Annotated in this window: 22 protein-coding genes; 9 read left to right on the top strand and 13 right to left on the bottom strand. The window is 73.3% G+C overall.

Features of this window, described 5'->3' with window-relative positions:
* Nucleotides 1–6: 6 nt before the first annotated feature.
* The 3 genes from asnB to OCU29_RS10850 are packed head-to-tail and all read right to left on the bottom strand — an operon-like array spanning nucleotide 7 to nucleotide 4499.
* On the bottom strand, nucleotides 7–1923 hold the full coding sequence (asnB, locus tag OCU29_RS10860) for an asparagine synthase (glutamine-hydrolyzing) (RefSeq protein ID WP_261819933.1): 1917 nt from the start codon (nucleotides 1921–1923) through the stop codon (nucleotides 7–9).
* Between the two features lie 3 nt (nucleotides 1924–1926).
* A complete protein-coding gene (locus OCU29_RS10855; RefSeq protein ID WP_261819932.1) occupies nucleotides 1927–3183 on the bottom strand; it encodes a glycosyltransferase family 4 protein in 1257 nt (418 codons plus the stop codon).
* Nucleotides 3180–4499 (bottom strand): nucleotide sugar dehydrogenase, encoded by a 1320-nt coding sequence (locus tag OCU29_RS10850; RefSeq protein WP_261819931.1) that lies wholly within the window; start codon nucleotides 4497–4499, stop codon nucleotides 3180–3182. The genes OCU29_RS10855 and OCU29_RS10850 overlap by 4 nt, the downstream gene beginning before the upstream one ends.
* 397 nt (nucleotides 4500–4896) lie before the next feature.
* Between OCU29_RS10850 and OCU29_RS10845 the strand changes: the two genes are divergently transcribed.
* Nucleotides 4897–5610 carry a BTAD domain-containing putative transcriptional regulator gene (locus tag OCU29_RS10845; protein ID WP_179613912.1) on the top strand — a complete coding sequence of 238 codons (714 nt, stop codon included), beginning with the start codon at nucleotides 4897–4899 and terminating at the stop codon, nucleotides 5608–5610.
* 15 nt (nucleotides 5611–5625) lie between these two features.
* On the opposite strand, the gene OCU29_RS10840 is transcribed toward OCU29_RS10845, so the two are convergent.
* Nucleotides 5626–6162 (bottom strand): MaoC family dehydratase, encoded by a 537-nt coding sequence (locus OCU29_RS10840; RefSeq protein ID WP_179613913.1) that lies wholly within the window; start codon nucleotides 6160–6162, stop codon nucleotides 5626–5628.
* A 173-nt stretch (nucleotides 6163–6335) separates the two neighbouring features.
* Here OCU29_RS10840 and OCU29_RS10835 point away from each other — a divergent pair, with 173 nt between their 5' ends.
* The gene (locus OCU29_RS10835) at nucleotides 6336–6854 is read left to right on the top strand and encodes a DUF6174 domain-containing protein (RefSeq protein WP_261819930.1); all 519 of its coding nucleotides are present in this window, start codon (nucleotides 6336–6338) and stop codon (nucleotides 6852–6854) included.
* Nucleotides 6855–6906: 52 nt separating this feature from the next.
* Nucleotides 6907–7965, top strand: coding sequence for a hypothetical protein (locus tag OCU29_RS10830; protein ID WP_179613915.1), 1059 nt, complete (start codon nucleotides 6907–6909; stop codon nucleotides 7963–7965).
* A 25-nt stretch (nucleotides 7966–7990) separates the two neighbouring features.
* Here OCU29_RS10830 and OCU29_RS10825 read toward each other — a convergent pair whose 3' ends face one another.
* From OCU29_RS10825 to OCU29_RS10800, 6 genes are read right to left on the bottom strand one after another with little or no spacing between them, the layout of a single operon-like run.
* Nucleotides 7991–9187: an acyl-CoA dehydrogenase family protein gene (locus OCU29_RS10825; RefSeq protein ID WP_179613916.1), complete on the bottom strand. Its 1197-nt coding sequence runs from the start codon at nucleotides 9185–9187 to the stop codon at nucleotides 7991–7993.
* A 3-nt stretch (nucleotides 9188–9190) separates the two neighbouring features.
* Complete coding sequence (locus OCU29_RS10820; RefSeq protein WP_261819929.1) at nucleotides 9191–10564, bottom strand: phospholipase D-like domain-containing protein; 1374 nt, start codon at nucleotides 10562–10564, stop codon at nucleotides 9191–9193.
* 15 nt (nucleotides 10565–10579) lie between these two features.
* Nucleotides 10580–11677: a hypothetical protein gene (locus OCU29_RS10815; protein ID WP_261819928.1), complete on the bottom strand. Its 1098-nt coding sequence runs from the start codon at nucleotides 11675–11677 to the stop codon at nucleotides 10580–10582.
* On the bottom strand, nucleotides 11674–11907 hold the full coding sequence (locus OCU29_RS10810; protein WP_179613919.1) for a DUF6752 domain-containing protein: 234 nt from the start codon (nucleotides 11905–11907) through the stop codon (nucleotides 11674–11676). Before OCU29_RS10810 ends, OCU29_RS10815 begins: the two co-directional genes overlap by 4 nt.
* Nucleotides 11904–13478, bottom strand: coding sequence for a methyltransferase domain-containing protein (locus OCU29_RS10805; protein ID WP_261819927.1), 1575 nt, complete (start codon nucleotides 13476–13478; stop codon nucleotides 11904–11906). Before OCU29_RS10805 ends, OCU29_RS10810 begins: the two co-directional genes overlap by 4 nt.
* Nucleotides 13475–14602: a hypothetical protein gene (locus OCU29_RS10800; RefSeq protein WP_261819926.1), complete on the bottom strand. Its 1128-nt coding sequence runs from the start codon at nucleotides 14600–14602 to the stop codon at nucleotides 13475–13477. Before OCU29_RS10800 ends, OCU29_RS10805 begins: the two co-directional genes overlap by 4 nt.
* 192 nt (nucleotides 14603–14794) lie before the next feature.
* Here OCU29_RS10800 and OCU29_RS10795 point away from each other — a divergent pair, with 192 nt between their 5' ends.
* The gene (locus tag OCU29_RS10795) at nucleotides 14795–16666 is read left to right on the top strand and encodes an alkaline phosphatase family protein (protein WP_261819925.1); all 1872 of its coding nucleotides are present in this window, start codon (nucleotides 14795–14797) and stop codon (nucleotides 16664–16666) included.
* Nucleotides 16667–16715: 49 nt separating this feature from the next.
* The gene (locus OCU29_RS10790) at nucleotides 16716–18320 is read left to right on the top strand and encodes a sulfatase (RefSeq protein WP_261819924.1); all 1605 of its coding nucleotides are present in this window, start codon (nucleotides 16716–16718) and stop codon (nucleotides 18318–18320) included.
* A 16-nt stretch (nucleotides 18321–18336) separates the two neighbouring features.
* Here OCU29_RS10790 and OCU29_RS10785 read toward each other — a convergent pair whose 3' ends face one another.
* Together OCU29_RS10785 and OCU29_RS10780 are read right to left on the bottom strand one after the other, a co-directional pair.
* Nucleotides 18337–19422 (bottom strand): endonuclease/exonuclease/phosphatase family protein, encoded by a 1086-nt coding sequence (locus OCU29_RS10785; RefSeq protein ID WP_261819923.1) that lies wholly within the window; start codon nucleotides 19420–19422, stop codon nucleotides 18337–18339.
* Nucleotides 19423–19495: 73 nt separating this feature from the next.
* The gene (locus OCU29_RS10780; protein ID WP_261819922.1) at nucleotides 19496–20611 is read right to left on the bottom strand and encodes a hypothetical protein; all 1116 of its coding nucleotides are present in this window, start codon (nucleotides 20609–20611) and stop codon (nucleotides 19496–19498) included.
* Between the two features lie 53 nt (nucleotides 20612–20664).
* Here OCU29_RS10780 and OCU29_RS10775 point away from each other — a divergent pair, with 53 nt between their 5' ends.
* The 4 genes from OCU29_RS10775 (at nucleotide 20665) to OCU29_RS10760 (ending at nucleotide 24088) form a co-directional block, all read left to right on the top strand.
* A complete protein-coding gene (locus tag OCU29_RS10775; protein WP_261819921.1) occupies nucleotides 20665–21945 on the top strand; it encodes a magnesium transporter MgtE N-terminal domain-containing protein in 1281 nt (426 codons plus the stop codon).
* Nucleotides 21938–22465, top strand: coding sequence for a DUF1003 domain-containing protein (locus tag OCU29_RS10770; protein WP_179613927.1), 528 nt, complete (start codon nucleotides 21938–21940; stop codon nucleotides 22463–22465). The genes OCU29_RS10775 and OCU29_RS10770 overlap by 8 nt, the downstream gene beginning before the upstream one ends.
* A 96-nt stretch (nucleotides 22466–22561) precedes the next feature.
* Nucleotides 22562–23725, top strand: a complete 1164-nt coding sequence (locus OCU29_RS10765; RefSeq protein ID WP_261819920.1) for an Mrp/NBP35 family ATP-binding protein — start codon at nucleotides 22562–22564, stop codon at nucleotides 23723–23725.
* A gap of 24 nt (nucleotides 23726–23749) precedes the next feature.
* Entirely contained in the window at nucleotides 23750–24088 is a 339-nt protein-coding gene (locus OCU29_RS10760) for a sec-independent translocase (RefSeq protein WP_179613929.1), read from the top strand.
* A 7-nt stretch (nucleotides 24089–24095) separates the two neighbouring features.
* Here OCU29_RS10760 and OCU29_RS10755 read toward each other — a convergent pair whose 3' ends face one another.
* Nucleotides 24096–24635 (bottom strand): hypothetical protein, encoded by a 540-nt coding sequence (locus tag OCU29_RS10755; protein ID WP_261819919.1) that lies wholly within the window; start codon nucleotides 24633–24635, stop codon nucleotides 24096–24098.
* Nucleotides 24636–24708 lie beyond the last annotated feature (73 nt).

Genomic DNA, 24708 nt, shown 5'->3' with positions numbered 1-24708 from the left:
GTCTTCTCATCGCGCGACACCGACCCCGGCGTCGCGGGCGTTGCGGAACCACAGCTCCAGGCTGAGCAGCTGCCACAGCTGCTGGGAGCGGTCGCGGCGTCCGCTGCGCTGGTCGTGCACCAGCGCGGTCAGGGGCCCGGGGCGCAGGAACCCGGAGCCGACCAGCTCCCCGTGCAGGAGCAGGTCGTCGATCATGGGTCGCAGGTCGTGGGTGGTCCAGGCCCGCAGCGGTGCCCCGAAGGACGCCTTGGGCCGGTCGATGACCTCGTCGGGCAGCCAGGCCCGGGCGATCCGCTTCAGCCCGGCCTTCTGCACCCGTCCGTCGATCTTGGGCACGGCCTGCGGCGCGAAGGCCGCGCGCAGCACCTCGATGTCGACGAACGGCACCCGGACCTCGGTGGAGGCGGCCATCGAGGCGCGGTCGGTGTAGGTCAGGTTCAGCCCCGGCAGGAACATCCGCGCGTCGGCCAGGCACATCCGGTCGAGGTGGTCCTCGAAGGAGGTGTCCTCGTAGGTGGCGCGGTGCTGGTCCACCAGGTCGTCGACGAGCCCGCCCAGGTCGGGGTCGAGCAGCGCCCGCAGCCCCTCCGGGTCGTGCAGGGTGTAGCTGCGGCGGAACGCCTCCTCCTCGGGCAGGCCGGCGAAGGCGACGAAGCGCTGCGCCCAGCGCACCGGTCGCACCCCCCGCCCGGCCAGCGCGACCGGCAGCCGCTCGACCGCGGGCCCCAGCACCCGCGAGCGCAGCGGCGCGGGCAGGCGGCGGTAGCGGGCGGCCAGCAGGTTGGCCAGGTGCTTGCGGTAGCCCCCGAAGAGCTCGTCGGCGCCGGTGCCCGACAGCAGCACCTCCACGCCCGCGCCGCGGGCGGCCTCGCACATCAGGAAGGTGTTGAGCGCGGCCGGGTCCCCGACCGGCTCGTCGAGCACGTCGACCATCCGCGGCAGCATCGAGACCACGTCGGGCCCGATCTCGATCTCGTGCAGCCGCACCCCCAGCTGCCGGGCGAGCCGGCGCGCGTACGCCGCGTCGTCGGGCATCGCCTCCATCCGCCGGTCCACCGCGCGGAAGCCGATCGTCCAGGCCTCCACGTCGGGGTCGTGGCGGTGCGCCAGCGCGGTGATGATGCTGGAGTCGAGCCCTCCGCTGAGGAAGGTCGCGACCGGGACGTCGGCGACCAGGTGGGCGCGCACCGAGTCCTCGACGGTGGCGGCCAGGTCGACCGGCGGGCCGGCCGCCGCCGCGGCGGCCTCCTCGGCGATGCTGCAGAAGACCCCGGTGCGCGTGCTGCCGTCGGGGCGGTGCTCCGACCAGGTGCCGGGCTCGAGCTTGCGCACGCCGCGCACCGCGTCGCACTCGGTGGGCAGCCAGTAGTAGAGCGTGGAGGCGACCATGCCGGCCGGGTCGACCCCCAGCTCGGGGCCCAGCGCCTCGACGACGGCCTTGAGCTCGGAGGCGAACACGATGCCGGCGCCCCGGCGCAGCACGAAGAGCGGCTTGATGCCGAACGGGTCGCGGGCCAGGGTCAGGCAGCCGGTGCGCTCGTCGTGCAGCGCCAGCGCGAACATCCCGCGCAGCCGGGCCAGGCCGGCGTTGCCCCAGGCCCGCCAGGCCTCCAGGACGACCTCGGTGTCCGAGGCCGTCGCGAAGCGCACCCCGTGCCCCTCGAGCTCGCGGCGCAGCTCGCGGTAGTTGTAGACCTCGCCGTTGTAGACCAGGCGGAGGCCGTCCTTGACCAGCGGCTGGTCGGAGGCCGTGACCGGGTCGATGATGGACAGGCGCCGGTGCCCCAGCACGACCGAGGTCGTGGGGTCGACCAGCTCCACGACCCCCCGCGCGTCGGGCCCGCGGTGCTCGAGCCGGTCGGTCATCGTCGTGACGAGGACCTTGCCGTCGTCCTGCTGGTAGGCGCCCGCGATCCCGCACACCGCTCAGCCCTGCGCTTCCTGCAGGTCCCGGACCCGCCCGGCCAGCTCCTCGACCACGGCGAGGTAGCCCTGCTCCTGGTGCACCCAGGCCAGCTCCTCCTCCACCCGCGCCCGTCCCGTGCGCGACATCTGCTCACGCCGCTCCGGGTCGTCGAGCAGCTCCAGGAGGGCTCGCGCGTAGTCCTCGGCCCCCGCCCCACGGGGGACGAACCGGGCCGCGTCGGCCGCCGAGACCCGCGTCTCGGGCAGGTCGAAGGCCAGCACCGGCAGGCCCAGGGCCATGTACTCCATGGTCTTGTTCATCGTCGAGACGTCGTTGAGCGGGTTGCTGGGGTCGGGCGAGAGCCCCACGTCGGCGGTGGAGAGCACCGCGAGCATGTGCTCGTCGCTGACCCGTCCGGGCATCTCGACCGCGTCCTGCAGGCCCAGCCGGTCGCGCTCGGCGACGAGCTCGGCGTGGCAGTCGCCGCCGCCCATCACCGCGAAGGCGACGTCGTCGCGCCCCCACCGGTTGACCACGACGTCGGCCGCGGCGACGACCAGGTCGACGCCGTCCTGGGGGCCCATCACCCCCAGGTAGGCCACCAGGTGCCGCCGGCCGCGGCGCAGCGCCGGGTCGGGCTCCACCGCCCGCAGCCGCTCGAGGTCGGGGCCGGTGCGCACCACCCGCACGTGCTCGGGTGCCTTGCCGCCCCGCTCGACCGCCACGGCGGCGTACGACGTGTTGGTCGAGACCACCCGGTCGGCCGTGCGGAAGGTGGCGCGCTCGAGGGCCAGCAGCCCGCGGTGGGCCAGGCGCGAGCCCTCGGGGAAGCGCGACTCGTAGAGCTCGGGGCACAGGTCGTGGTGGTCGAAGAGGAAGCGGGTGCCGTCGCGCAGGCGCAGCCAGCGCGCGAGCGGCCAGAAGATGTCGGGCGGGTTGCAGGCCTGCATGACGTCGAAGCGGCCGCCGCGCCGGGCCCGCAGCACCAGCCAGGCGGTGGCCAGGAAGGACCAGACGTACTCGGTCAGGTAGCCCAGCGCACCGCCGCCCGGCGCGTAGGGCCGGTAGGCGTGGATGCTCACGCCGTCGACGACCTGGTGCCGCCCGGTGCCGCTGCCGCGCGGGCACACGACGGTGACGTCGTGCCCGGCCCGCCGCAGCGTGCGGCACTCCAGCCACACCCGCCGGTCGAAGGGGACCGGCAGGTTCTGCACCACGACCAGCACCCGGGCCGCCCCGGGCCGGCCGGTGGCGCCGGGGGTGGTGTGCCGCGTCACCACCCGGTCCCCCGGTAGCCCGCCAGCGCCTCGACCTCGGGGCCCAGCGCCCCGTGCAGGTCGAGCACGACGGACGGGTCGGCGGCCAGCAGCGCCTCGAGCGCGGGAGCCGCGGCGCTGGAGACCAGGGCGACGTCCGCCCCGGCCAGCGCGGCCTCGGGGGTCGGCGCCAGCAGCCGGCTCAGGTGCGGCAGGCGGGAGGCGAGGTGGGCGCGGTTCTCCCCCACCAGGTCCTCGGGCACCAGCACGGGGTCGTAGATGCGCACGTCGTAGCCCTTGCCGACCAGCCGTTCGGCCAGGTCGACGCTGGGGCTCTCGCGGACGTCGTCGGTGTCGGCCTTGAAGCTCAGCCCCAGCATCCCCACCCGGCAGCGGCCGGTGGCCACGACGCGGTCGACGACCTCGCGCACCACCAGCTCGTTGCTGGTCAGGGTGGCGAACATCAGCGGCACGTCGACGTCGCTCTCGCGGGCCATGTGGTGCAGGGAGCGCAGGTCCTTGGGCAGGCAGGAGCCGCCGAAGGCGAACCCCGGGCGCAGGTAGGCCGCGGCGATGTTGAGCTTGTGGTCCTCGCAGAAGATCTCCATCACCCGGCGCGCGTCGACCCCGTAGGAGCGGAAGACCCGCGCCACCTCGTTGGCGAAGACGACCTTGGTCGCGTGGAAGGCGTTGCAGGCGTACTTCAGCGCCTCGGCCGTGCGCACGTCGACGTGGTGCGCGGGCATGTCGAGGAAGGCGAAGAGCTGCTCGAGCTGCGCACGGGTGCCGGGGTGGTCGGTGCCGACCACGAGGAACGGCGGCTCGTAGAAGTCGGCCACGCCGCAGCCCTCGCGCAGGAACTCCGGGCACATGGCGGTGCCGACCTGCCAGCCGTCGGCGGCCGCGTCGTCGAAGACGGGCGTGACGACCTGGTCGCCCGTGCCGGGCGGCACCGTCGAGCGCACGACCACCGAGAGCAGGCCGCCCTCGGGCGGCGTGGCCTCGCGCAGCGCCTCGCGCACCTCGCCGAGGGCCCGCTCGATGTGGCCCAGGTCGGTCTCGCCGTGCGCGCCGGAGGGCGTCCCGACGCAGATCAGGCACACCTCGGTCTGCTCGAGCGCCTCGGCCACCCGGGTCGTCGCCCGCAGCCGGCCCGAGGCCACGCCCGCACCGATCAGCTCGACCAGCCCCGGCTCCACGACGGGGCTGCGCCCGGCCGACAGCTGGGCCACCTTGGACCCGTCGACGTCGACGCCCACCACCTCGTGGCCGCGTGCGGCCAGTCCTGCGGCGGTGACCGCCCCGACGTACCCCAGCCCGATGACTGCTGCTCTCATGGCCCCTCCAGCACTCGCACGACGGCGTCGGGAGGTCACCACGGCGCCGGGCGACCATCGTGCGACCGCTCCGGAGGCGGCCCGCGGGGCCGACGGGCCAATACCCCGATGTTGGGTACCCCCGCCTGAGGGGGGTCCGCAGCGACGGCGACGAGCCGTCCCCTATCTGGGGGATGCGCCCTTTACACCATCAGGGGAAAGGTGAGGAGTCCTCTGAGTTGAAGATCACACCAAGAGGAGAGAGACTCGTGGAGCGGTCATACCGGTGCTGCACTCGGGACCTGCTCACGAGGCGGGTCAGCTGGGGGGAACGCGGATGAGAAGTACGCCACCTGTAGGAATCACCAGGATCCGTCTGCTCGACGACCTCTTCGTCGTCCGGGCCGACGGGACACCGGTGCACCCGTCCGACTGGCGCACGGGCAAGACGATGGACCTGCTGCGCATGCTGGCGCTGCACGTCGAGCGTCCGGTGCGGGTCGAGACCATCATCGAGCGGCTCTGGCCCGACGCCAGCCGGGAGCGCGGGCGCGGCAGCCTGCGCACCGCGGTGAGCGAGGTGCGACGGCTCCTGGGCGACAAGGACTCGGTCGTGCGCATCCACGACAGCCTGGTGCTAACCGGGGTCTGGGTCGACGTGGCCGCCTTCGAGCAGATCGCCGCACGGGTGCGGGTGATGCGCGAGCAGGGCCGGCCCAGCGAGGGGGCGATGGCGGCGCTGGATGCCCGCGACCTCTACCGCGACGACCTGCACGCCTACGACGACGACCACAGCTGGGTCCGCAGCGAGCGCGAGCGGCTGCGCCTGGTGCGCCAGGACCTGCTCACCGACGCGGCGGAGTGCGCCGTGGCCATCGGCTGCCACCGCGAGGCGGCGACGCTGGCCAAGGCGGCGCTGCACTTCGAGCCGACCTCCGAGATCGCCGTGCGCACGCTGATGACGGCGCTCTCGGGCCTCGGCGACGTGGCGCACGCGCTGCGGGTCTACGCCGACTTCCGTGCCTGCCTGGTCGACGACCTCGGTGTCGAGCCCTCCCACCAGACCCGCGGGCTGCACCTGCGGCTGCTGCGCGGGGAGAGCCCGCTCGAACCCCACCTCGAGGAGGCGTAGCGGCTCAGCCCGGGCTCATGCCTCGGCGTCGGGCCCCGGCCAGTTCTTGTCCGGCTGGGGCACCGGCCGTCCGGGCTGCTCGCCACCGCGCTGCTCGAGGTAGTTGTCCTTGGGGACCATCACCTTGCGCCGGAAGATGCACACGATCTTCCCGTCCTGGTTGTAGCCGATGGTCTCGACGTGGACCACGCCACGGTCGTCCTTGGAGGTGCTCTCCCACTTGTCGAGCACCCGCGTCTCGCCGTAGAGCGTGTCGCCGTGGAAGGTCGGGGCGACGTGGCGCAGCGACTCGATCTCGAGGTTGGCGATCGCCTTGCCGGAGATGTCGGGCACCGACATGCCGAGCAGGATCGAGTAGACGTAGTTGCCCACCACGACGTTCTTGGCGAACTGCGTGGTCTCCTCGGCGTAGTTGCTGTCGAGGTGCAGCGGGTGGTGGTTCATGGTGAGCAGGCAGAACATGTGGTCGTCGAACTCGGTGACCGTCTTGCCGGGCCAGTGCTTGTAGGTCGCGCCGACCTCGAACTCCTCGTAGCTGCGACCGAACTGCACGGCTGGCTCCTCCTGATCGGGTGGGGCCGCGGCGGTGGCCGCGGCCGGACGGGCCCATCGTGTCGGACCCGTGCCGGGACGTCAGCCCCCGGCGGGGTGGCCTTCGTCACGGCGGCGGGGTGGCGCAGGATGGGCCCGTGCAACCGCGACCGCCCCGCAGCCGTCCAACGGCCATGACCCCCGCCCGTGCCGCCCGTGCCGCCCTGCCCGTGCTCGCCCTGCTGCTCGCCGGCTGCGGCGACAGCGACCCCGGTCTCGCCGAGGACCCCGCCGCGAGCGGCTCGCCCAGCCAGGAGCCCACCTCGGAGCCCACCTCGGAGCCCACCGAGGACCCGGACGGCTTCGGGCCCACCGACTACTCCTACACACTGACCCTGACCTGCTACTGCCCCGACGCCGGGGTGCCGATCCGGGTCACGGTGGCCGACGACGAGGTCGTCTCGGCGGTGTACGCACGCAGCGGCGGGCGGGGCGGGGCCCAGGCCGGCGAGGACGTCCCGCTGGCCAGGGTCCTGACCATCGACGAGGTCATCGAGGCCGCCGACGACCCCGACGCCCACCGCGTCGAGGTGGACTGGCCCGAGGACCAGGACTACCCGTCCTCGGTCGCGATCGACCGCTCGGAGCAGGTGGTCGACGAGGAGATCGGCTACCGCCTGCGCGACGTCGAGGTGGCCGAGCCCGCCAGCTGAGCCGTCGTGCGAGGATGTCGCCGGCGGAGCGAGGTCGAGGGAGAGGCGGACGATGGCGGAGCGGGTGCTGCTGCACGTCGGACTGATGAAGTCGGGCACGACCTTCATCCAGGGACGGCTCAACGTCAACCGGGAGCGCCTGGCCGAGCAGGGGGTGCTGTTCCCGGGCCCCACCTGGGCCCGGCACGCCCGCGCGGTCTCCGACCTGATCGGCTCCAAGCACGCCGAGGACGGCGCCTGGGCCTCGCTGGCCGAGGAGCTGCGGGCCCACCCCGGCACCGCGATCGTCTCGATGGAGTACCTCGGCCCGATCTCGGCCGAGCGCATCCGCCAGGTCCGCGACGACCTCGCCGGCTCCCCCGTCGACGTGGTGGTGACGGTGCGCGACCTGGGCCGCAGCGTGCCGGCCATGTGGCAGGAGACCCTCAAGAACCGTCAGTCCTGGGGCTGGAGCGAGTACCTCGCCGCCCTGCAGGACGGCGGCGACGCCGGACGCCGCTTCTGGCGTCAGCAGGCGGCTGACCGGGTCGTGGGCCGCTGGGCCGAGGTGCTGGGCCCCGAGCACGTCACGGTGGTGACGGTGCCACCGCCCGGCGCGCCCGGGGAGCTGCTGTGGGAGCGCTTCTGCGAGGTCGCGGGCATCACCGGCTCGCAGTGGGACGAGGCGCCGCGCGCCAACGAGTCCCTGGGCGTGGCCTCCGCGCTGCTGATGGGCCGCATCAACGAGCACGTCGGCGACCTGGCGCTGCCGGAGTACAACAAGAAGATCAAGGCGCTGGGCAAGCACGTCCTGGTGCACCGCCGGCGCGACGAGGAGCCGATCGGCTTCGCGGTGCCGCGCTGGCTGCGCAAGCGCTCGCAGGCCATGGTGGCGGCCATCGAGGACAGCGGCGTGCGCGTCGTGGGCGATCTCGGCGAGCTCGAGCCGCTCGACGTGCCCGGGGCCGACCCGGCCGCGGTGGGCGTCGAGGACCAGCTCGACGCCGCCGTGGCCGCGCTGGTGCACGTGCTGCGCGACGGCGGCGTCAAGCGTCCCGGCCAGGGCAAGGGCGGCAACAAGGGCGGCAAGAAGAACCGGCGCCGCGGCCAGGGCCGCGACGCCGGTTCCTGAGCCCCAGCGGGCTCGACGACCGGGCTCAGGTGAGCTTGTAGTCCTTGAGCAGGCTGCGGCCGATGATCATCTTCTGGATCTCGGCGGTGCCCTCACCGATGAGCAGGAACGCGGCCTCGCGGTAGAGGCGCTCGATCTCGTACTCCTTGGAGTAGCCGTAGCCGCCGTGGATGCGGAAGGAGGCCTCGACGACCTCGTTGCAGTACTCCGCGGCCAGGTACTTGGCCATGCCGGCCTCGACGTCGTTGCGCTGGCCCTTGTCCTTGAGCCGGGCGGCCTTGACCATCATCGCGTGGGCGGCCTCGACCTTGACGGCCATCTCGGCGAGCTTGAACTGGATGGCCTGGTGCTGGGCGATCGGCTTGCCGAAGGTCTCGCGCTGCTGGGCGTAGGCGATGGCCAGCTCGAAGGCCCGGTTGGACACGCCGCAGGCGCGGGCCGCGACGTTGACGCGGCCGACCTCGACGCCGTCCATCATCTGGTAGAAGCCCTTGCCCGACTCCCCGCCGAGCACCTGGTCGGCCGAGATCCGGTGGCCCTCGAGGACCAGCTCGGTCGTGTCGACGCCCTTGTAGCCCATCTTGTCGATCTTGCCGGGCACGGTGACGCCCTGGGCGGTCTCGCCGAAGCCCGGCTCCTTCTCGACCAGGAACGTCGTCATGCTCTTGTAGACGCTGTCGGAGCCCTCGTCGGTCTTGACCAGCACCGCGACGAGGTTGGAGGAGCCACCGTTGGTCAGCCACATCTTCTGGCCGTCGATCGTGTAGCCGCCGTCGTCGTTCCTGGTCGCCTTGGTCTTGATCGCCGAGACGTCGGAGCCCAGGCCGGGCTCGGACATCGAGAACGAGCCGCGGACCTCGCCGGTGGCCATCCGGGGCAGGTACTTCTGCTTCTGCTCCTCGGTGCCGTGCTGCATCAGCATGTAGGCGACGATGAAGTGGGTGTTGATGACGCCGGAGACGCTCATCCAGCCGCGGGCGATCTCCTCCACGCACAGCGCGTAGGTCAGCAGCGACTCGCCCAGGCCGCCGTACTCCTCGGGGATCATCAGCCCGAAGACACCGAGCTCCTTGAGCCCCTCGACGATCTCGGTGGGGTACTCGTCGGCGTGCTCGAGCTCGGTGGCCACCGGCAGGATCGCCTTCTCGACGAATCCGCGCACGGCCTTGAGGATCTCCTGCTGGTCCTCGCCGAGGCCCTCGGTCTCACACAGTCGCGCCATGGGTCACTGGTCCTTCCACTCGGGACTGTCGGTCCCGAGCCCGTCGTCGTAGATGCGCTGCTCGGAGGTGGCCGCACCGTCGAGGCCGCGCCCGCTGACGCTCTTCTGGTAAGGCACCGCCCGGGTGCGGTTCTTCCACATCCAGTCGAAGTGGGCGAGGTACTGCTTGGTGGCCTTGGTCTGGTCGAACATGCGGAACAGCAGCTCGTCGCCCCGCAGGCCGCTGTCCTGGTAGTTGCTCGACCCGGTGACCACGACCCGCTTGGAGGTGTCGTTGCCGTAGTTGCCCGAGATGACCAGCAGCTTCATGTGGCTGTAGAGGTCGATCTCGCCGTCGGCGTTGGTGTCCATGCCGCTGCTGCGCACGGGCACGTAGCCGCGCGGGGTCCGCACCCCGAGCTCCTTGCGGACCCGGGCGCCGGCGTAGCCGTACTGCAGCCGCACGTCGCAGCCCAGCGCGTAGAGCTTGCGCAGCCGCCGGGCCAGGTAGGTGCCGCGGTCGCCGTCCCAGGCGTGCATGTTGACGCGGATGCGCGTGCGCCCCTGGTTGCCGGTGCCGCCGGTCGCGCCCTTGCACCGCACCGGGTCGAGGATCGTGTCGATCGGGTCGTTGTCGGGCCCGTTGCCGTGGAAGGGCGTGGCGTGCAGCTGGAAGTTCTTGCCGATGTTCTGCACCCAGTAGCTGGGCCGGGCGACCTTGTCGCGCGCCATCTGCTCGTGCAGGGCGTCGAAGGCCTGGTAGACCTTCGGGACGTTGTTGCGGGTCCACAGGTCGTTGAACTGGTTCTTCGCGCCGTTCATCTTCATGTTGACCGAGCCGGTCATCACGACGTTCTTGGCGATCCCGGTGTGGGAGAACAGGAAGTACTTGTCGTGGTTGTTCTCGCCGGAGGAGCGGCACCCGTTGGTGCACTGGTAGATGTAACTGCGCTTGGCGCGGTTCGCGCCGATCACGCTGCGCAGCTTCTTCTGCGCGCCCGGCACCTCGTGGTTGTTCATCAGGACCTGCACGTCGACACCGCGACGGTGGGCCTGGATCAGCGCGTCGGCCACCGGGTAGCGGTCGAAGGAGAAGAGCGAGATCCGGATCATCGAGCCCTTCTTGGCGTGCCGGATCGCTCCCAGCACCTGGGCCTCGAGACGGAACTGGGTGCCCGGCTCGGAGCGCGGCACGTTGAACTTGGCGCCGGCGACCGGCTTCCAGCCGGTCTTCTTCTCGGCCGCCGCCAGGGCGCGCGTGGACGTCTCGGCCGAGGCGCTCACCGCGGGCGCGGCGGCGCTGGGACCGGCCGTGGCGGCGTACGACGACCCCAGGCCGCTCAGGACGACAACGGTCGCGGTGGCCAGCGCGGTCGCCAGTCTCCTGTCGCGTGTCACGTGCTTCCCCTCTCGCTACCCCGTGCGGGGCCCGCGACCGCGAACGCTAACACGCAGCCATGACAGTCTCGGTGGTCGTGACGGGGCCCGGGACAGGGCGTCGCGCTCGCGCGTGAGCGATCTCACGTCGCCGGTGAGCCGGGCCATCGCCTCGGTGGCGCAGCCCAGCAGCTCGGCGTCGGAGACCTCGTCGGGGTGCCGGCGCCCGGCGAGGTCGCCGGGCTCGAGCAGCGCGGGGTCGCCGACCACGTCGAAGCCCTCCTCGGCGAGCATCCGCACCGACCGCTCCCCACGCGCCACCAGGTCGGCGAGCGTGGCCTCGGAGGGCCGGAACTTCTCCCGCGAGGACGGCAGCACCCCGCCCTCGCCGAGGTAGCCGCGGATCCAGGTGCCCCGGTCGACGGCGGAGCGGAAGTCCCCGAGGTGGGCGTTGACCCGCCGCAGCAGCTCGACCTCGACCAGGCCCAGCGAGGCGTTCGCGGCCGACTCCGGCACCTCGAGCCCCTCGTCGTCGAGCCCGAGCACCCCCAGGAAGCGGCGCAGCAGCTCGCCGGGCTCCGAGCGGCCCGGGGCCATCGGCAGCACGTGCACGTGCTGGTGGGGCAGCACGGCGCCCCACCGCTCCAGCACGATGCCGAGGTCGAAGCTGGGCCAGCCCCACTCCCCCGTGTCGGCGCGGGGACCGTCGGGCGGGTAGGCGTCGATCCGGCCGCGGGCCCCGTTCTTGACCCACTCCTGCCAGCGCGAGATGAACAGGTCGGGCATCGAGCGAGCGGTCACCAGCACGTGCACCTCGGCGGGCGCCAGGTCGGCGACCACGCGGCGCACCTGCTCGACCGAGGCGGCGGCGAAGAACTCGTGGGTCACCAGCACGTCGCCCGACCACGACCGCGCCTCCTCGACCAGGTCCTGCCACGGGTGCGCGGTGTCGCCGGGGCGGCGCGCCAGGCCCGGGTCCTCGCGCACGTCGAGCGAGGCCAGCAGGTGGCGGCGCCGCGCGCCGGGCAGCAGCAGGCCCCGCCGGCGCAGGCGCTCCTTGTTGGCCCACAGGGCGTCCTGGAGGTAGGTGGTGCCGGTCTTGGGCAGCCCGACGTGCAGGAACACCCTGCTCATCGCGAGGAGGGCCCCGCGGGGTCGCTGACGCCGGCGCGGTAGCGCTCGAGGATCTCCACGACCCGGGGGTCGTCGCTGCCGGCCAGGGGCACCAGGAGCTCGGCGACCAGGTCGGTGAGCTCGGCGACCCGCAGGTTCAGCGAGCGGCACTCCTGGACCTCGGCCTCGAGCTCGGCGACCCGGCGGGCGAGGCCGGCCTGGTCGCGGTACTGACGGAGGACGTTCTTCACTGAGGCCACTGGACCACCAATCTGCAGAGGTACGGGGTCGCACCGGGGTCGGTCGAGCCGGGGCGCTCCCCGGCCAGGTCGTGCCGGGCCACGACGGTGCCGCCCGAGGCCTCCACCTGGGCGACGAGCGCGTCCACGTCGATCGGGTGCACGCCCACCGGGTTGCCACCGGGGGCCGGGGCGCTGAGCACCTGGAGGTAGAGCCGGCCCTGGCCGCCCAACACCATCCGCGCCAGGCGCAGCAGGTTGGCGCGCCCGTCGGCGTTGGTCGCGTCGGCGACGTGGCGGGCCAGCACCACCTTGGGCCCGGGCTCGCGCGAGAGCAGGGCACCGGTGACCAGGGTCGAGCGGACCTCGGTCAGGTTCGCCCAGCGGAAGGTCGCCGGCAGCTCGCGACGGGCCAGCTTGCGCTGCTTGCGCGCGAACGCGCGGCGGCAGTAGTCGAGCCCGACGGCGTTGACGCCGTGCCGGGCCAGGAAGGCCACGTCGGCGCCGGTGCCGCACCCGACGTCGACGGCGCTCACCGCGCGACGCTCGCGGCGACGGACCCAGCGCACGAAGTCGCTGGGCCGGTCCTGGCCCGAGCCGCGCTGGCGCGCGTAGTAGGGGTCCCAGACCTCCTCGCGCTGCACGCGGGTGCCGCGGAACCAGCCGTTGAGCCGGCGCCGGGTGCCGGCCGGGGTCTCGAACTGGTAGGCCGGGTCGGGCACCCGCCACGACTCGCCGTACATCGCGACCAGGAGGTGCTCGGGCTGCGCCGGCACCGGCAGCTCACGGCCCTCGAGGCTGGCGGTGCCCAGCGGCCAGATCCACTCGCGCTCGAAGGGGTGGCCCACCTCGCCCATCAGGTAGAGCACGCCGTCGCGCAGGAAGCCGCCGAAGACGTCGAGGCCCCGACGGGTGCCGTCGGACTCCTGCACGAAGATCTTGAACGCCAGGCCCGAGTAGCGGGTCACCGGGTAGCCCATCTCGACGAGCGCGCGCTGGAGCCGGAAGGACTCGCGGACCACGTCGGCGGGGTGCTCGTGGGCGCTGACGTAGCCGAGGTCGGCGTCGGAGTCGTGACCGATGAAGCCGCCCTGGCGCACCGCGCCCAGCAGGGTGCCGTAGGCGATGAAGGCCTCGACGCCGCCGCTGCGCAGGGCCGCGAGGACGTCCTCGATGGAGTCGAGCAGCGGGTCGAGGTGCTCGGCGGAGCGGTCGGCGAAGAGCCGCATCAGGCGCATGCTCTTGTCGAGGCCCAGCGGGTTGCCCTGGGCGTCGGCGACCACGATGCGCTGCTGGGTGTCCTCGGGCTCCCCCAGCACGACCTCGGCCGCGTGCAGCTCGGTGGAGCTGGCGTGGTCGACGAGCGCCACCCGGGCGCGACCGACCAGGTGGCTGCGCAGCGGCGCGGGCCAGGCCCAGAAGCGCTGGCCGTCGCGCTCGACGGTGTCGCGCTCGAGCCAGAACGAGCCGACGCGCTGCTCGTCGAAGACGAGGTCGACGGGACGGTCCTGCGAGCCGCGGGGCAGGCGCACGTGCACGCCCTCGTCGTCGACGTGGGCCTCGAGGCCGGGCGCGGCGCTCACCGGCCCTCCTCGCTGGCGCGGCGCAGGTGAGCGACCGCGTCGCGCACCAGCTCGTCGACGTCCTCGTGGTCGCCGGGGTCGCCGGGGTCGGTGCGCGCTCCGCTCGCGCCACCGCTCAGCGCCACGGCGTGCTCGTGCACGACCCGGGCGCAGCGCAGCACCTGGTCGGCCGGCGGCGGCGGTGCCTGGTCGGGGTAGGCGGAGAGGTCGTCGGGCACGGGCAGGTCGTCGAGGTCACCGACCAGCGAGACCCGGCCCGAGGTCGCCAGGGCGCGCAGCTCCTCGTTGCGGGCGCGCGCCCACGCGGCCGCCCGCGCGTCCAGCCGCGGGCGGTCCTGCTCGTCGCGCAGCGGGGCCAGCACCCCGCGGGCCAGCGGGCGCACCAGGCGGCGGTAGCTGCGCGGCGCCAGGTCGTCGAGGTGGGGGTTCGCTCGGCGCAGCCAGTCGCACGAGGCGTAGCCCAGTGACTCGTTGTCCTTGACCTCACCGAGGTCGGCGACGTCCGGGCGGACCCCGGCGGCGCGGGCGAAGCGGCGCCAGAGCTCGTCACGCGGGGCCGAGGACGGCGGCACGGTGACCACGTCGATGCCCTGCACGGCCGGCACCGACCAGCGCTCGACGATGGTCGCGACGTCCTGGGCACGGTGGAAGGTGCGGTGCGCACGTGAGGGGCCGCGCCGCCCGGGCGCCTTCTCGATGGCGCGCAGGTAGGTCGACCAGTCGTCGGTGCCGAGGTTGCGCGTGTAGGTCTGCCACTGGGCCGGCACCACCCGGAACTGGTCGCGCACCGTGAGCAGCACGCGCACGTCGAGCCCCTCCAGCGGCGCGAGGAAGGCCTCGACGTGGCGGGGGGCGGCGAAGCTGAGGAACTCCATCGAGACGATGCCGGTGTGCCCGTCCATCTCGTGGGCGGCCCGCGCGATCCGCTCCCAGCGGCGCCGGTTGCGGCGATCGTCCTTGGGCAGCCGCAGCACGTCGCGCACGGCCTTGGTCTGGCGGGCGAAGCCACCGAGGAACTCGACCCCGGTGCCGGCGATCTCGTCCTTGTTGCCGCCCAGCACCGACTGGACGTAGCTGGTGCCCGTCTTCATGGCACCGATGTGCAGCACGACGCGGCGACCCATCACTCTCCCTGCTCCTCGTGCTGCTCCTCGCGGCTCCCACCGGCCGCGGCCGCACACACGCTACGCCACCTCGAGCGTCCCGAGCACGAGACGAAACACGGTTCGTCACAGTAGCATCACCAGCACCGCTGGCCCCGCAGGCAACGCCGGGCGGGGCCTTCCCGCCAGCGAGCACGTCAGGACGTCGTACCCATGAGGCTCAACCAGATCGCTCCCCCCCGGTCCGGTCACCGGCTCACGACCGCACTCCTCACCACCACGGTGGCGCTCTCCGCGCTCACCGCGCTCGTCCCGGGCGCCTCGGCCGCGCCCGACGCGCGCACGGTGCTCGCCGAGCAGCCCGCGGGGCCGCTGACCTTCCAGGTGGCCTCCTTCAACCTGCTCGGCGCCGGGCACACCGACGGCTCCAACCCGCGCAAGGGCTTCGACAAGAGCGGCCCGCGGCTCAAGCGCGCCATCGAGATCCTCGACCGCGAGAGCATCGACGTCGTCGGCTTCCAGGAGATGCACCAGGCCCAGTACGACAAGTTCACCGAGTGGGAGAGCGAGCGCTTCGGGCTCTACCCGGGCGCCCAGCTCGGGACCGCGCCGATGCACAACTCGATCGCCTGGCGCACCGACCAGTGGCAGGCGCTGCGCACCGAGTCGATCAAGATCCCCTACTTCAAGGGCAACGAGATCAAGATGCCCTACGTGCTGCTCGAGCACCTCGAGACCGGGCAGCAGGCGTGGTTCCTCAACGTGCACAACCCGGCCGACGCCCGCGGCCCCGCCCAGAAGTGGCGCGACGAGGCGGTGCGGCGCGAGGCCAACCTGGTCAACCAGCTGCGCGCGGACCACCCGGGCGTGCCGGTCTTCCTGACCGGTGACATGAACGACCGCGACGAGTTCTTCTGCCCGGTGGTCGCGCGCACCGAGCTCGAGGCCGCCAACGGCGGCGGCTCCGACGAGAGCGGGTGCCAGACGCCGCCCGCGATGAAGGTCGACTGGCTGCTGGGCACCGCACCCACCGTCTTCACCGGGTACGCCGCCCTGACCGACCCGCTGGTCAAGGCGACCACCGACCACCCGGTGATCGTCGCCGACGCCGTCGTGCCCACCCCCGTCGTGCAGGCCTCGCCCATCGACCGGGTCGTGGTGCTCGGCGTCGAGGGCCTGCGCTCCTCGGCGATCGACCTGACCGCCGGCGGCTGGTCCCGGCTGGCGCGCGAGGGGGCCATCACCCTCAACGCCCGCACGACCCTCGAGTCGACCGCCCCCCTGCCCAACGTGCTCTCCATGCTCACCGGTCGGCGCGTCGACGCCGCCGCCCTGGGCCACGGCGTCACCTACAACAACGACCGGGGCGAGGTCGTGCGCTCCACGGCCGGACGCTACGTGTCGAGCATCTTCGACCTGGTGCACAACCGGGGCGGGCGGACCTACCTGGCCGCCAACCGCAACCGCATCGACATGGTCGACCGCTCGTGGGACGGCGCCAACGGCGGGCGCGACCCCTACGGCTTCGACGACGGCACCGACAAGGTCGACCGCTACTTCCGCGGCGGCAACGACTACCGCCTCGTCGAGGACCTGCGCACCAAGCTCGAGAAGCGGCCCGCCGCCTTCACCTACGCCGAGCTGTCCAGCCTCGACAAGGTGGGCCGCAAGGCCGGCTTCGACTCCGAGCGCTACCACAAGTTCGTGGGCAAGATCGGCCGCATGGTCGGGCGCACCCTCGGCAGCATCGAGGCGTCGAGGAAGCTCGCGGGGCGCACCCTGCTCGTGGTCGCCGGCACCAACGGCGGCGTCGACGGCGCCGCGCGCGACAGCGAGCGCACCGGCAACTACACGGTGCCGCTGATGGTGTGGGGCCCCGGGGTGGTGCAGGGGGCCGACCTCTACGACCTCAACCCGGCGTGGTCGGACCCCGGCAACGCGCAGGACGGCTACGAGACCCCCGCCCCGATCCACACCGGCGTGGTCGCCAACCTGGCGCTCTCGGTGCTGGGCCTGCCGGCCCTCCCCGGGAGCCTGATGAACAACGACCAGCGCCTCAACGTGCTGAGCGTCCCGCTGGGCTGAGCACCTACACTCGGCGGCGCCCGTCCGCCACCGTCAGGAGCACTCGCGCATGTCCCGCAGCATCGGCACCCGGCGGCTGGGTGCCGCCGCGGTCGTGGCCGCCCTGGCCCTGGCCGGGTGCACGTCGACGGACCCCTCCGCCGACGAGACGGACCCGGCGCCGCAGACCGGCCAGCCGCCGCGCAACGACGCCGAGCCCGGGCGCACGAGCCTGCGCGACCCCCGCCCCGGCGACCGGGTCCTGCCGGTCGGCGGGGCCGGGCTCGCCGAGCCCGTGCCGGTCGAGTCCCCCGAGCAGCCGAACCTGCTGATGATCACCCTCGACGACGCCGCCTGGGGTGACATGGTGCACATGCCGAGGCTCCAGGAGCTGTTCGTGCAGGAGGGCGTGACCCTGCGCGGCGCGCTGGCCCCCAACCCGATCTGCGTGCCCGCGCGCAGCTCGCTGATGACCGGGCAGCACTCCCACAACCACGGCAGCTGGAACACCACCTCGGACGCCGGGCACGGCCTGGAGGCCCTCGACGAGGAGAACACCCTCGCGGTCTGGCTGCAGGAGGCCGGCTACGACACCTTCTTCCTGGGCAAGTACCCCAACGGCTACACCGACGGCACCGTCGTGCCCCCGGGCTGGACCGGATGGCGCGCGCTCGTGGACCCCACGACCTACAACTTCGTGCGCCCCACGGTGAGCATGGACGGCGTCGAGGAGAAGTTCGAGACCTACTCCACGACGCTGCTCTCCGAGCAGAGCGACGAGCTGCTGCGCGAGCCGGGGCGAGCCGAGGACCCCTGGTACATGTGGCTCAACTACGTCGCGCCCCACCACGGCGGACCGGACGCGCCCGACGACCCGGCCGTGCTCTACCCCGACGACCCCGACCCGGTGAAGACCACCACGCCCGAGGACCGCGACGTCGACACCTTCGCCGACCTCGCGCTGACCGACACCCCCAACATGTTCGAGGACGACGTCACCGACAAGGTGCTGGTGCGCGGCACCCAGCGCACCGTGACCGAGCAGCGCCGGGCCCAGCTGACCGAGGCCCACCAGCAGCGCATCGAGTCGTTGCAGTCGGTCGACCGGGCGCTGGCGAGCACCCTGGAGACCCTCGAGGAGACCGGGCAGCTCGACGACACCTACGTCGTGCTGACCTCCGACAACGGCTACACGCTCGGAGCCCACAACCTCGAGGGCAAGCTCTGGTACTTCCGCGAGATGACCAGCGTGCCCATGTACGTGCGCGGCCCGGGGCTCGAGCCGGGCACCGTCAGCGAGGCCCCCGTCACCAACGTCGACTGGGCACCCACCTTCGCCGCCCTCGCCGGCGCCCGGCCCACGCTCGAGGTCGACGGCGTCGACGTGCTGCCCTGGATCGGCAGCGAGGCCGACCGCCGGGTCGTGCCCATCGAGGCCTACCCGGTCAAGAAGGGCAGCAAGCGCCTCTACCGCGGCGTCGTGGTGGGCCCCTGGACCTACGTGCAGGGCCGCTCGGGCCAGGCGGAGGTCTACTACCGCGACGTCGACCGCTGGGAGCTGCAGAACCTCGCCGGCGACCCGCGCTACAGCGACCAGGTCGACGAGCTCAAGCAGCTGGTGCGCAGCACCAGCACCTGCGCCGGCGACGAGTGCCCCTCGGCGTACTACCGCTGAGAGCCTCCGCTGGGGGCTACTCCTCGGAGCCGCCGATGGTGGCCGTCGCCACGATGACCGGGTGGTCGGTGGTGCGGTTGACCAGCTCGGTCTCCAACGCCGCGAACTGCGAGAACGCGATGTCCGGCGAGCCGAGGATCCAGTCGACGTTCATCCGCGCCGGGGGCGCGCAGGCGCTGCCGGTCGAGCCGCCGTTGGCGGCGCGCAGCGGGGTGGAGCGGGTGATCGGGCAGAAGAACTCGGCGCGGTCGTTGAAGTCGCCGGTCATCACCAGCGGCGTGCCGTCGGCGGTGAGCCGGTTGGCCAGCTGGGCCTCGATGGCCACGGCGGCGTTGCGCCACTTCTGGGCCGGGCCGTGGGCGTCGGCGGGGTTGTGGAAGTTCGCGAACCAGACCTGCTGGCCGGTCTGGTTGTGCTGCAGCAGCACGTAGGGCATCGGCACCCGGCGTCCCCCGAAGTAGGGGATCGGGACGGTGGCGGCCTGCACCCGGGTCCACACGTCGCTGCGCCAGACCACCGAGTTGGCCATCGGGCCCGGGCCCAGGCCGGGGCCCGGGTAGACCTGCCACACCGGTGCCGTCGCGCGCAGGGTGTTGTACTGCGGCGCCTGCAGCTCCTGCAGACCGGCGACCGTGACGCCCTGGCCGGCCAGGATCTGCAGCGCCCAGCGCATCCGGGTCACGCCGTCGGTGAAGCGCGCGTGCCGACCACCGGGCTTGGTGTGGTTGGCGCCCAGCACGTTGAAGGAGCTGACCCGGAAGGTCGTCGCTGCCTGGGTCTCCTTCGCCGCGGCCCGCTCCACGGCCCGGGCGAGCCGACCACCGCCGCGGATCTTCTGCGGCGCGGGGGTGCGGGTCTCACCGGGCTCCCCGAGCCACTCCTCGGGCTGCAGCACCACGCCGGTCACGATGCTGCGCGGACCGGCCTGGTTCGCCTCCGGCAGCGGCTCGCCGTCGGCGCCGAGCGTCACGGTCGCACCGCCGTCGCGGGAGAGCACCAGGAGCACGGCCACGGCACCGATGACGAGGCTCAGCAGGCCGGCCAGCAGGCCCTGGACGAGCGGGCCCCCGGGGCCGGCGGGGGCACCGGCGTGCTTGGTCATGCGAGATCCCCTCGGTGGCTGCGGCGCGCTGCGGTGGTGCGCCCACGAGGGTACCGGACGTCACACGGGGCCCTCACCGTCCCGACGGACCGCCCCGGCCGCGCCACGGGCGCCACGAGCGGCTCGGACCGGACGTGCCGACCAGGTCGCGGGCGACGGCCACGGGGTCCTCCCCCGCCGGCGGTGCCACGTCGGGACCGGGCTCGCCGGGCCCCGCGAGCACGGGGTCGAGGTCGCCCGGGTCCCCGTGGACGCCGTGCCCCTGGGCGACCACCTCCTCGAGCCAGCGCCGCGCCGGTGGGCCCAGCACGTCGGCGAGGCCGGCCGGTGCCCGCGCGGGCCGCCCGGGCCGGGCGGCGAGGACGCCCTCGGCGTACCCGCGCTTGACCAGGCGGTGGCGCTGCGCCGCGTCGAGCCCCCGGCCCCGGGCCCCCAGCCGCTCCACCTCCCGGTTGACCGCCCTGAGCAGCGCCACCTGCTCGGCGCCCAGCGAGGGGTTGGCAGCGACCTCGGCGCCGGGGTCCACCAGGGCGGGGTCGATGCCGCAGGCCTGGGCGAAGCGCTGCCACAGCAGCTCTCGCGCCGCCCCCGGCGGCGGGGCCAGCACGAGGTGGCCGCGGCCCTCGGGCAGCGGGTCGGTCCAGCGCCGCAGCGCGTCGGCGAAGTCCTGGGCGTGCCAGAAGTGCGGTCGCCGGCCGCCCTCGTCGGGCCCCGCGTCGCGCCCGCTGTCGCAGCGCAGCTGGCTGTGCTCCAGCTCGGCGAAGGAGACGCTCGAGCCGAGCTTGACCTCCTCCTGCCAGTGCGCCACCGCCTGCCTGCCCAGGTCGCGCGCGGTGACCACGACGTGCACCTCGAGCCCGGCCAGCGGAGCCAGGGCCCGGCGCACCTGGTCGGGAGTGGCGCCGGCCAGCACCTCGTGGCTCAGCAGCGCGGTCGAGCCGCCCTCCTGCTCGAGGAAGGTGCGCGCCCGGTCGCAGACCGCCTGCCAGGTGCCCTGCACGCGCGCGGGGTCGAGACCGAACTTCGCCGCGCTGCCGCGCACCTCGACGGCTCCCTCGAACATCGCCCCGGGTCGCACGAAGGGGTAGACCACCCCGCCCGAGCGCAGCGACTCGCGCTGGCCCGCGAGCAGGGCCTGGAGGTAGGTGGTGCCCGTCTTGGGCAGACCCACGTGGAGGACGACGCGCACCCGCCCATCGTGCCATCGCAGCGCGGACGGGGTGCGGACGCTAGTTTGGGGCCGTGAGCTCCAGCCCGTCCCGCGTCTACGCCGCACGACTGGTCGGGCTGCCCATCTTCGACCCGCGCGGCGACCAGGTCGGCAAGGTGCGCGACCTCGTGGTCGCCGTGCGCTCCGAGGTCAGCCAGCCCCGCGTGCTCGGGCTCGTGGCCGAGGTCTTCGGCCGGCGCCGGATCTTCGTGCCGATGACCCGGGTGACCAACATCGACAGCGGGCAGGTCTACACCACGGGCCTGCTCAACATGCGCCGCTTCGAGCAGCGCTCGACCGAGACCCTGGTGATCGGCCAGATGCTCGACCGCACCGTCACGATCCGCGGCAACGGCGACCGCGACGCGGTCACCGGCGTCGTCTACGACGTGGCCATGGAGCAGGCGCGCAACCGCGACTGGGTGCTGAGCCGGGTCGCGGTCCAGGAGCCCGCCAAGGGCCTGCGGCGGCGCGGGCAGACCCACGTCGCCGAGTGGCGCGACGTCGAGGGGCTGACCCGCCGCGAGGAGACCCAGGGCGCCACCCACCTGGTGCACGCCCTCAACGAGATGCGCCCGGCCGACGCGGCGACGATGATCCACGACCTCCCGCCCGAGCGGCGCACCGCCGTGGTCGGCGCCCTTGACGACGAGCGGCTCGCCGACGTGCTCGAGGAGCTGCCCGACGAGGACCAGGTCGAGATCCTCAGCCACCTCGCCGACGAGCGCGCCGCCGACGTCCTGGAGGAGATGTCGGCCGACGACGCCGCCGACCTGATCGCCGAGCTGCCGCCCGAGACCGCCGCGACGCTGCTGGCCCTGATGGAGCCCGACGAGGCCGAGGACGTGCGCCGGCTGATGTCCTACGTCGAGGACACCGCGGGCGCGATGATGACGCCCGAGCCGGTGATCCTGGGCCCCGACGCCACCATCGCCGACGCCCTGGCCCACGTGCGCAACCCCGACCTGACGCCCTCGCTGGCCTCGCAGGTCTACATCTGCCGCCAGCCCCTGGAGACCCCCACCGGCAAGTTCCTGGGCGTAGGGCACATCCAGCGGCTGCTGCGCGAGCCGCCCTCGACGCTGGTCGCCGGCGCGCTCGACGACAGCATGGAGACCCTGCGCGCCGAGGCGAGCATGGACGAGGTCGCGGCCCACCTGGCGACCTACAACCTGGTCGCGGCCCCCGTGGTCGACGAGGACGGCCACCTGCTCGGGGCCGTCACCGTCGACGACCTGCTCGACCACATGCTGCCCGAGGGCTGGCGCGACCGCCGCCCCCGCAAGCCGACCCCGGGGGTGCCGCGTGGCTGAGCAGCGTCGTACCCGGCTCGACACCCCGCGCGAGGCCCGCCGCCAGCTGGTGCGGCGCCCCTCCTACGACTCCGAGACCTTCGGGGTCTTCGCCGAGCAGTTCGCCCGCTTCATGGGCACCGCGAGCTTCCTGTTCTACATGACGATGTTCGTGGCCTTCTGGCTCGCCTTCAACGTCCTGGCCCCCGGCGGCATCGCCTTCGACGACTACCCCTTCATCTTCCTCACGCTGATGCTGAGCCTGCAGGCCTCGTACGCCGCGCCGCTGATCCTGCTGGCCCAGAACCGCCAGGAGCAGCGCGACAAGGTGATCGCCGAGCAGGACCGCCAGGCCAACAGCCGCGCCCACGCCGACATGGAGTTCCTGGCCCGCGAGGTCGCCTCGCTGCGGATGTCGGTCGGCGAGGTCGCCACCCGCGACTTCGTGCGCAGCGAGCTGCGCTCGCTGCTGGCCGAGCTCGACGAGCGCGACGGGCGCGTGGACCCCGACGACCGTCCCGAGCCGCCGCGCGGCCGCTGAGACCCCGCCCGAGTCCCCGCCTGAGACCCTGCCTGAGACCCAGCGCACCCCCGCCGACGCCCGGCCCCGGCCAGGCACCACCTAGACTCGGGGATCATGAGCAGTCCCTCCCTCGAGCAGGTCCAGGCAGCGCTGGCGACGGTCAACGACCCGGAGATCAAGCGGCCGATCACCGACCTCGGCATGGTCGACACCGTCGAGATCTCCGAGACCGGCGTGGTGACCCTCACCGTCCTGCTCACCGTGGCCGGCTGCCCCCTCAAGGACACCATCACCCGCGACGTGACGGCCGCCGTCGGCAAGGTCCCCGGCGTCACCGACGTGGCCCTGACCCTGGGCGTGATGAGCGACGAGCAGCGCGCCGGGCTCAAGGAGACCCTCAGCGGCGGGAAGGCCCAGCGCGAGATCCCCTTCGCGCAGCCGGGCTCGCTGACGAAGGTCTTCGCGATCGCCAGCGGCAAGGGCGGGGTCGGCAAGTCGTCGGTCACCGTCAACCTGGCGCTCGCGATGGCCAAGAGCGGGCTCAAGGTCGGCATCGTCGACGCCGACATCTACGGCCACTCCGTGCCGGCCATGCTCGGCGTGGCCGACGCCCGCCCCACCCAGGTCGAGGACCTGATCATGCCGGTGCCGACCTCGTCGGGCGTCTCGGTCATCTCGATCGGCATGCTCAAGCCGCGACGCGACCAGGTGGTCGCGTGGCGCGGCCCGATGCTCGACCGCGCCCTGGTGCAGATGCTCGCCGACGTCTACTGGGGCGACCTCGACGTGCTCCTGCTCGACCTGCCCCCGGGCACCGGCGACGTGGCCATCTCGCTGGGCCAGCACCTGCCCGGCGCCGAGGTCGTGGTCGTGACGACGCCGCAGGAGGCGGCGGCCGAGGTCGCCGAGCGCGCCGGCACGATGGCCTCGATGATGCACCAGCGCGTCGTGGGCGTCGTCGAGAACATGAGCTTCCTGCCCTGCCCGCACTGCGCCGCCGAGGGCACCGAGCACCGCCTCGAGATCTTCGGCAGCGGTGGCGGGGCGCGCGTCGCCTCGACGCTGTCGGGCCGCTTCGGCTACGACGTGCCGGTGCTGGGCGAGATCCCGCTCGACACCTCGCTGCGCGAGGGCGGCGACGTCGGCAAGCCGATCGTCGACGCCGACCCCACCGCGCCGGCCGCGCAGGTGCTCTCGTCGGTCGCCGAGCGGCTCGCCGGGCGTGGGCGCGGGCTGGCCGGCATGCAGCTCGGGTTGACGCCGACCAGCAAGTTCTGAGCCCGGCCCCCTAGGCTGACGACCGTGTTCGGTATCGGGCTGGCGGAGCTGGCGGTCATCGCGTTGGTCGCCATCGTGGTCTTCGGCCCCGACAAGGTCCCCGACCTGGCCCGCCAGGCCGGGCAGTGGCTGAAGATGGCCAAGAAGTTCGCCAACAACGCCCGTGACGAGCTGCGCGAGGAGCTCGGGCCCGAGTACGCCGACCTCGAGCTGCGCGACCTCGACCCGCGCACGATCGTGCGCAAGCACATCATCGAGGCGATGGAGGACGCCGACGACGAGGAGGAGCGCGAGCAGCGCCGCCCCGGCGCCCGCCCCCTCGACGACGGCGAGCTGCCGCCGTACGACCTCGAGGCGACCTGAGCCGAGGCTAGCCCTCGTCGCGGCTCTGCACCGCGGCCAGCGCCTCGAGCGCGACCAGCACGACCCGCTCGCCGGCTGCGCGCACCTCGACGAAGTCGTCGCCCACGCGCGCCGGCACCCCGTCGTGGCGTGAGCCGTCGACCAGGTGCAGCACGCACCGCTCACCGCTGTCGGCGAGGCGGCGCAGCGCGGAGCCGACCCCGAGCCGGGCGGTGGCCGGCCACGCCACCTCGGGCACCGAGCGCTCCGGGAGGTCGTGCGCGGCGCTGAGCGCGTCGGTGCGCACCACCCAGTCCTGCGCGGGCCCCCGCAGCAGCAGCCAGCCCTGGCCCACGCGCTCCAGCGACCCGGCGAGCGCCCCGACCCCGCGCACCTCCAGGCGCACCTGGGACCCGGTCGCCGCCATCAGCCGGCTGGCCAGGCTCACCTCCGCGTACGCCGCCCGCGCACGGTCGGCGAGCTCGAGGCTCCGCTCGGCGCCGTAGAGCGCCTCGGCCTGCTGCTCGAGGTCGTCGAGCACGTCGAAGAGCCGCTCCTCCCAGGTCATGCGCCAGACCCTCTCACGCCACCGGCCTGTGGAGGAACGGTTGACGACGCCACCAAGCGAGCGTTGAATGACG

Source organism: Nocardioides sp. OK12, from assembly GCF_024341885.1.
GTDB classification, from domain to species: domain Bacteria; phylum Actinomycetota; class Actinomycetes; order Propionibacteriales; family Nocardioidaceae; genus Nocardioides; species Nocardioides marinisabuli.
The sequence above is the reverse complement of the archived record's forward strand: the minus strand, read 5'-3'. Positions and strand labels throughout refer to the sequence as shown.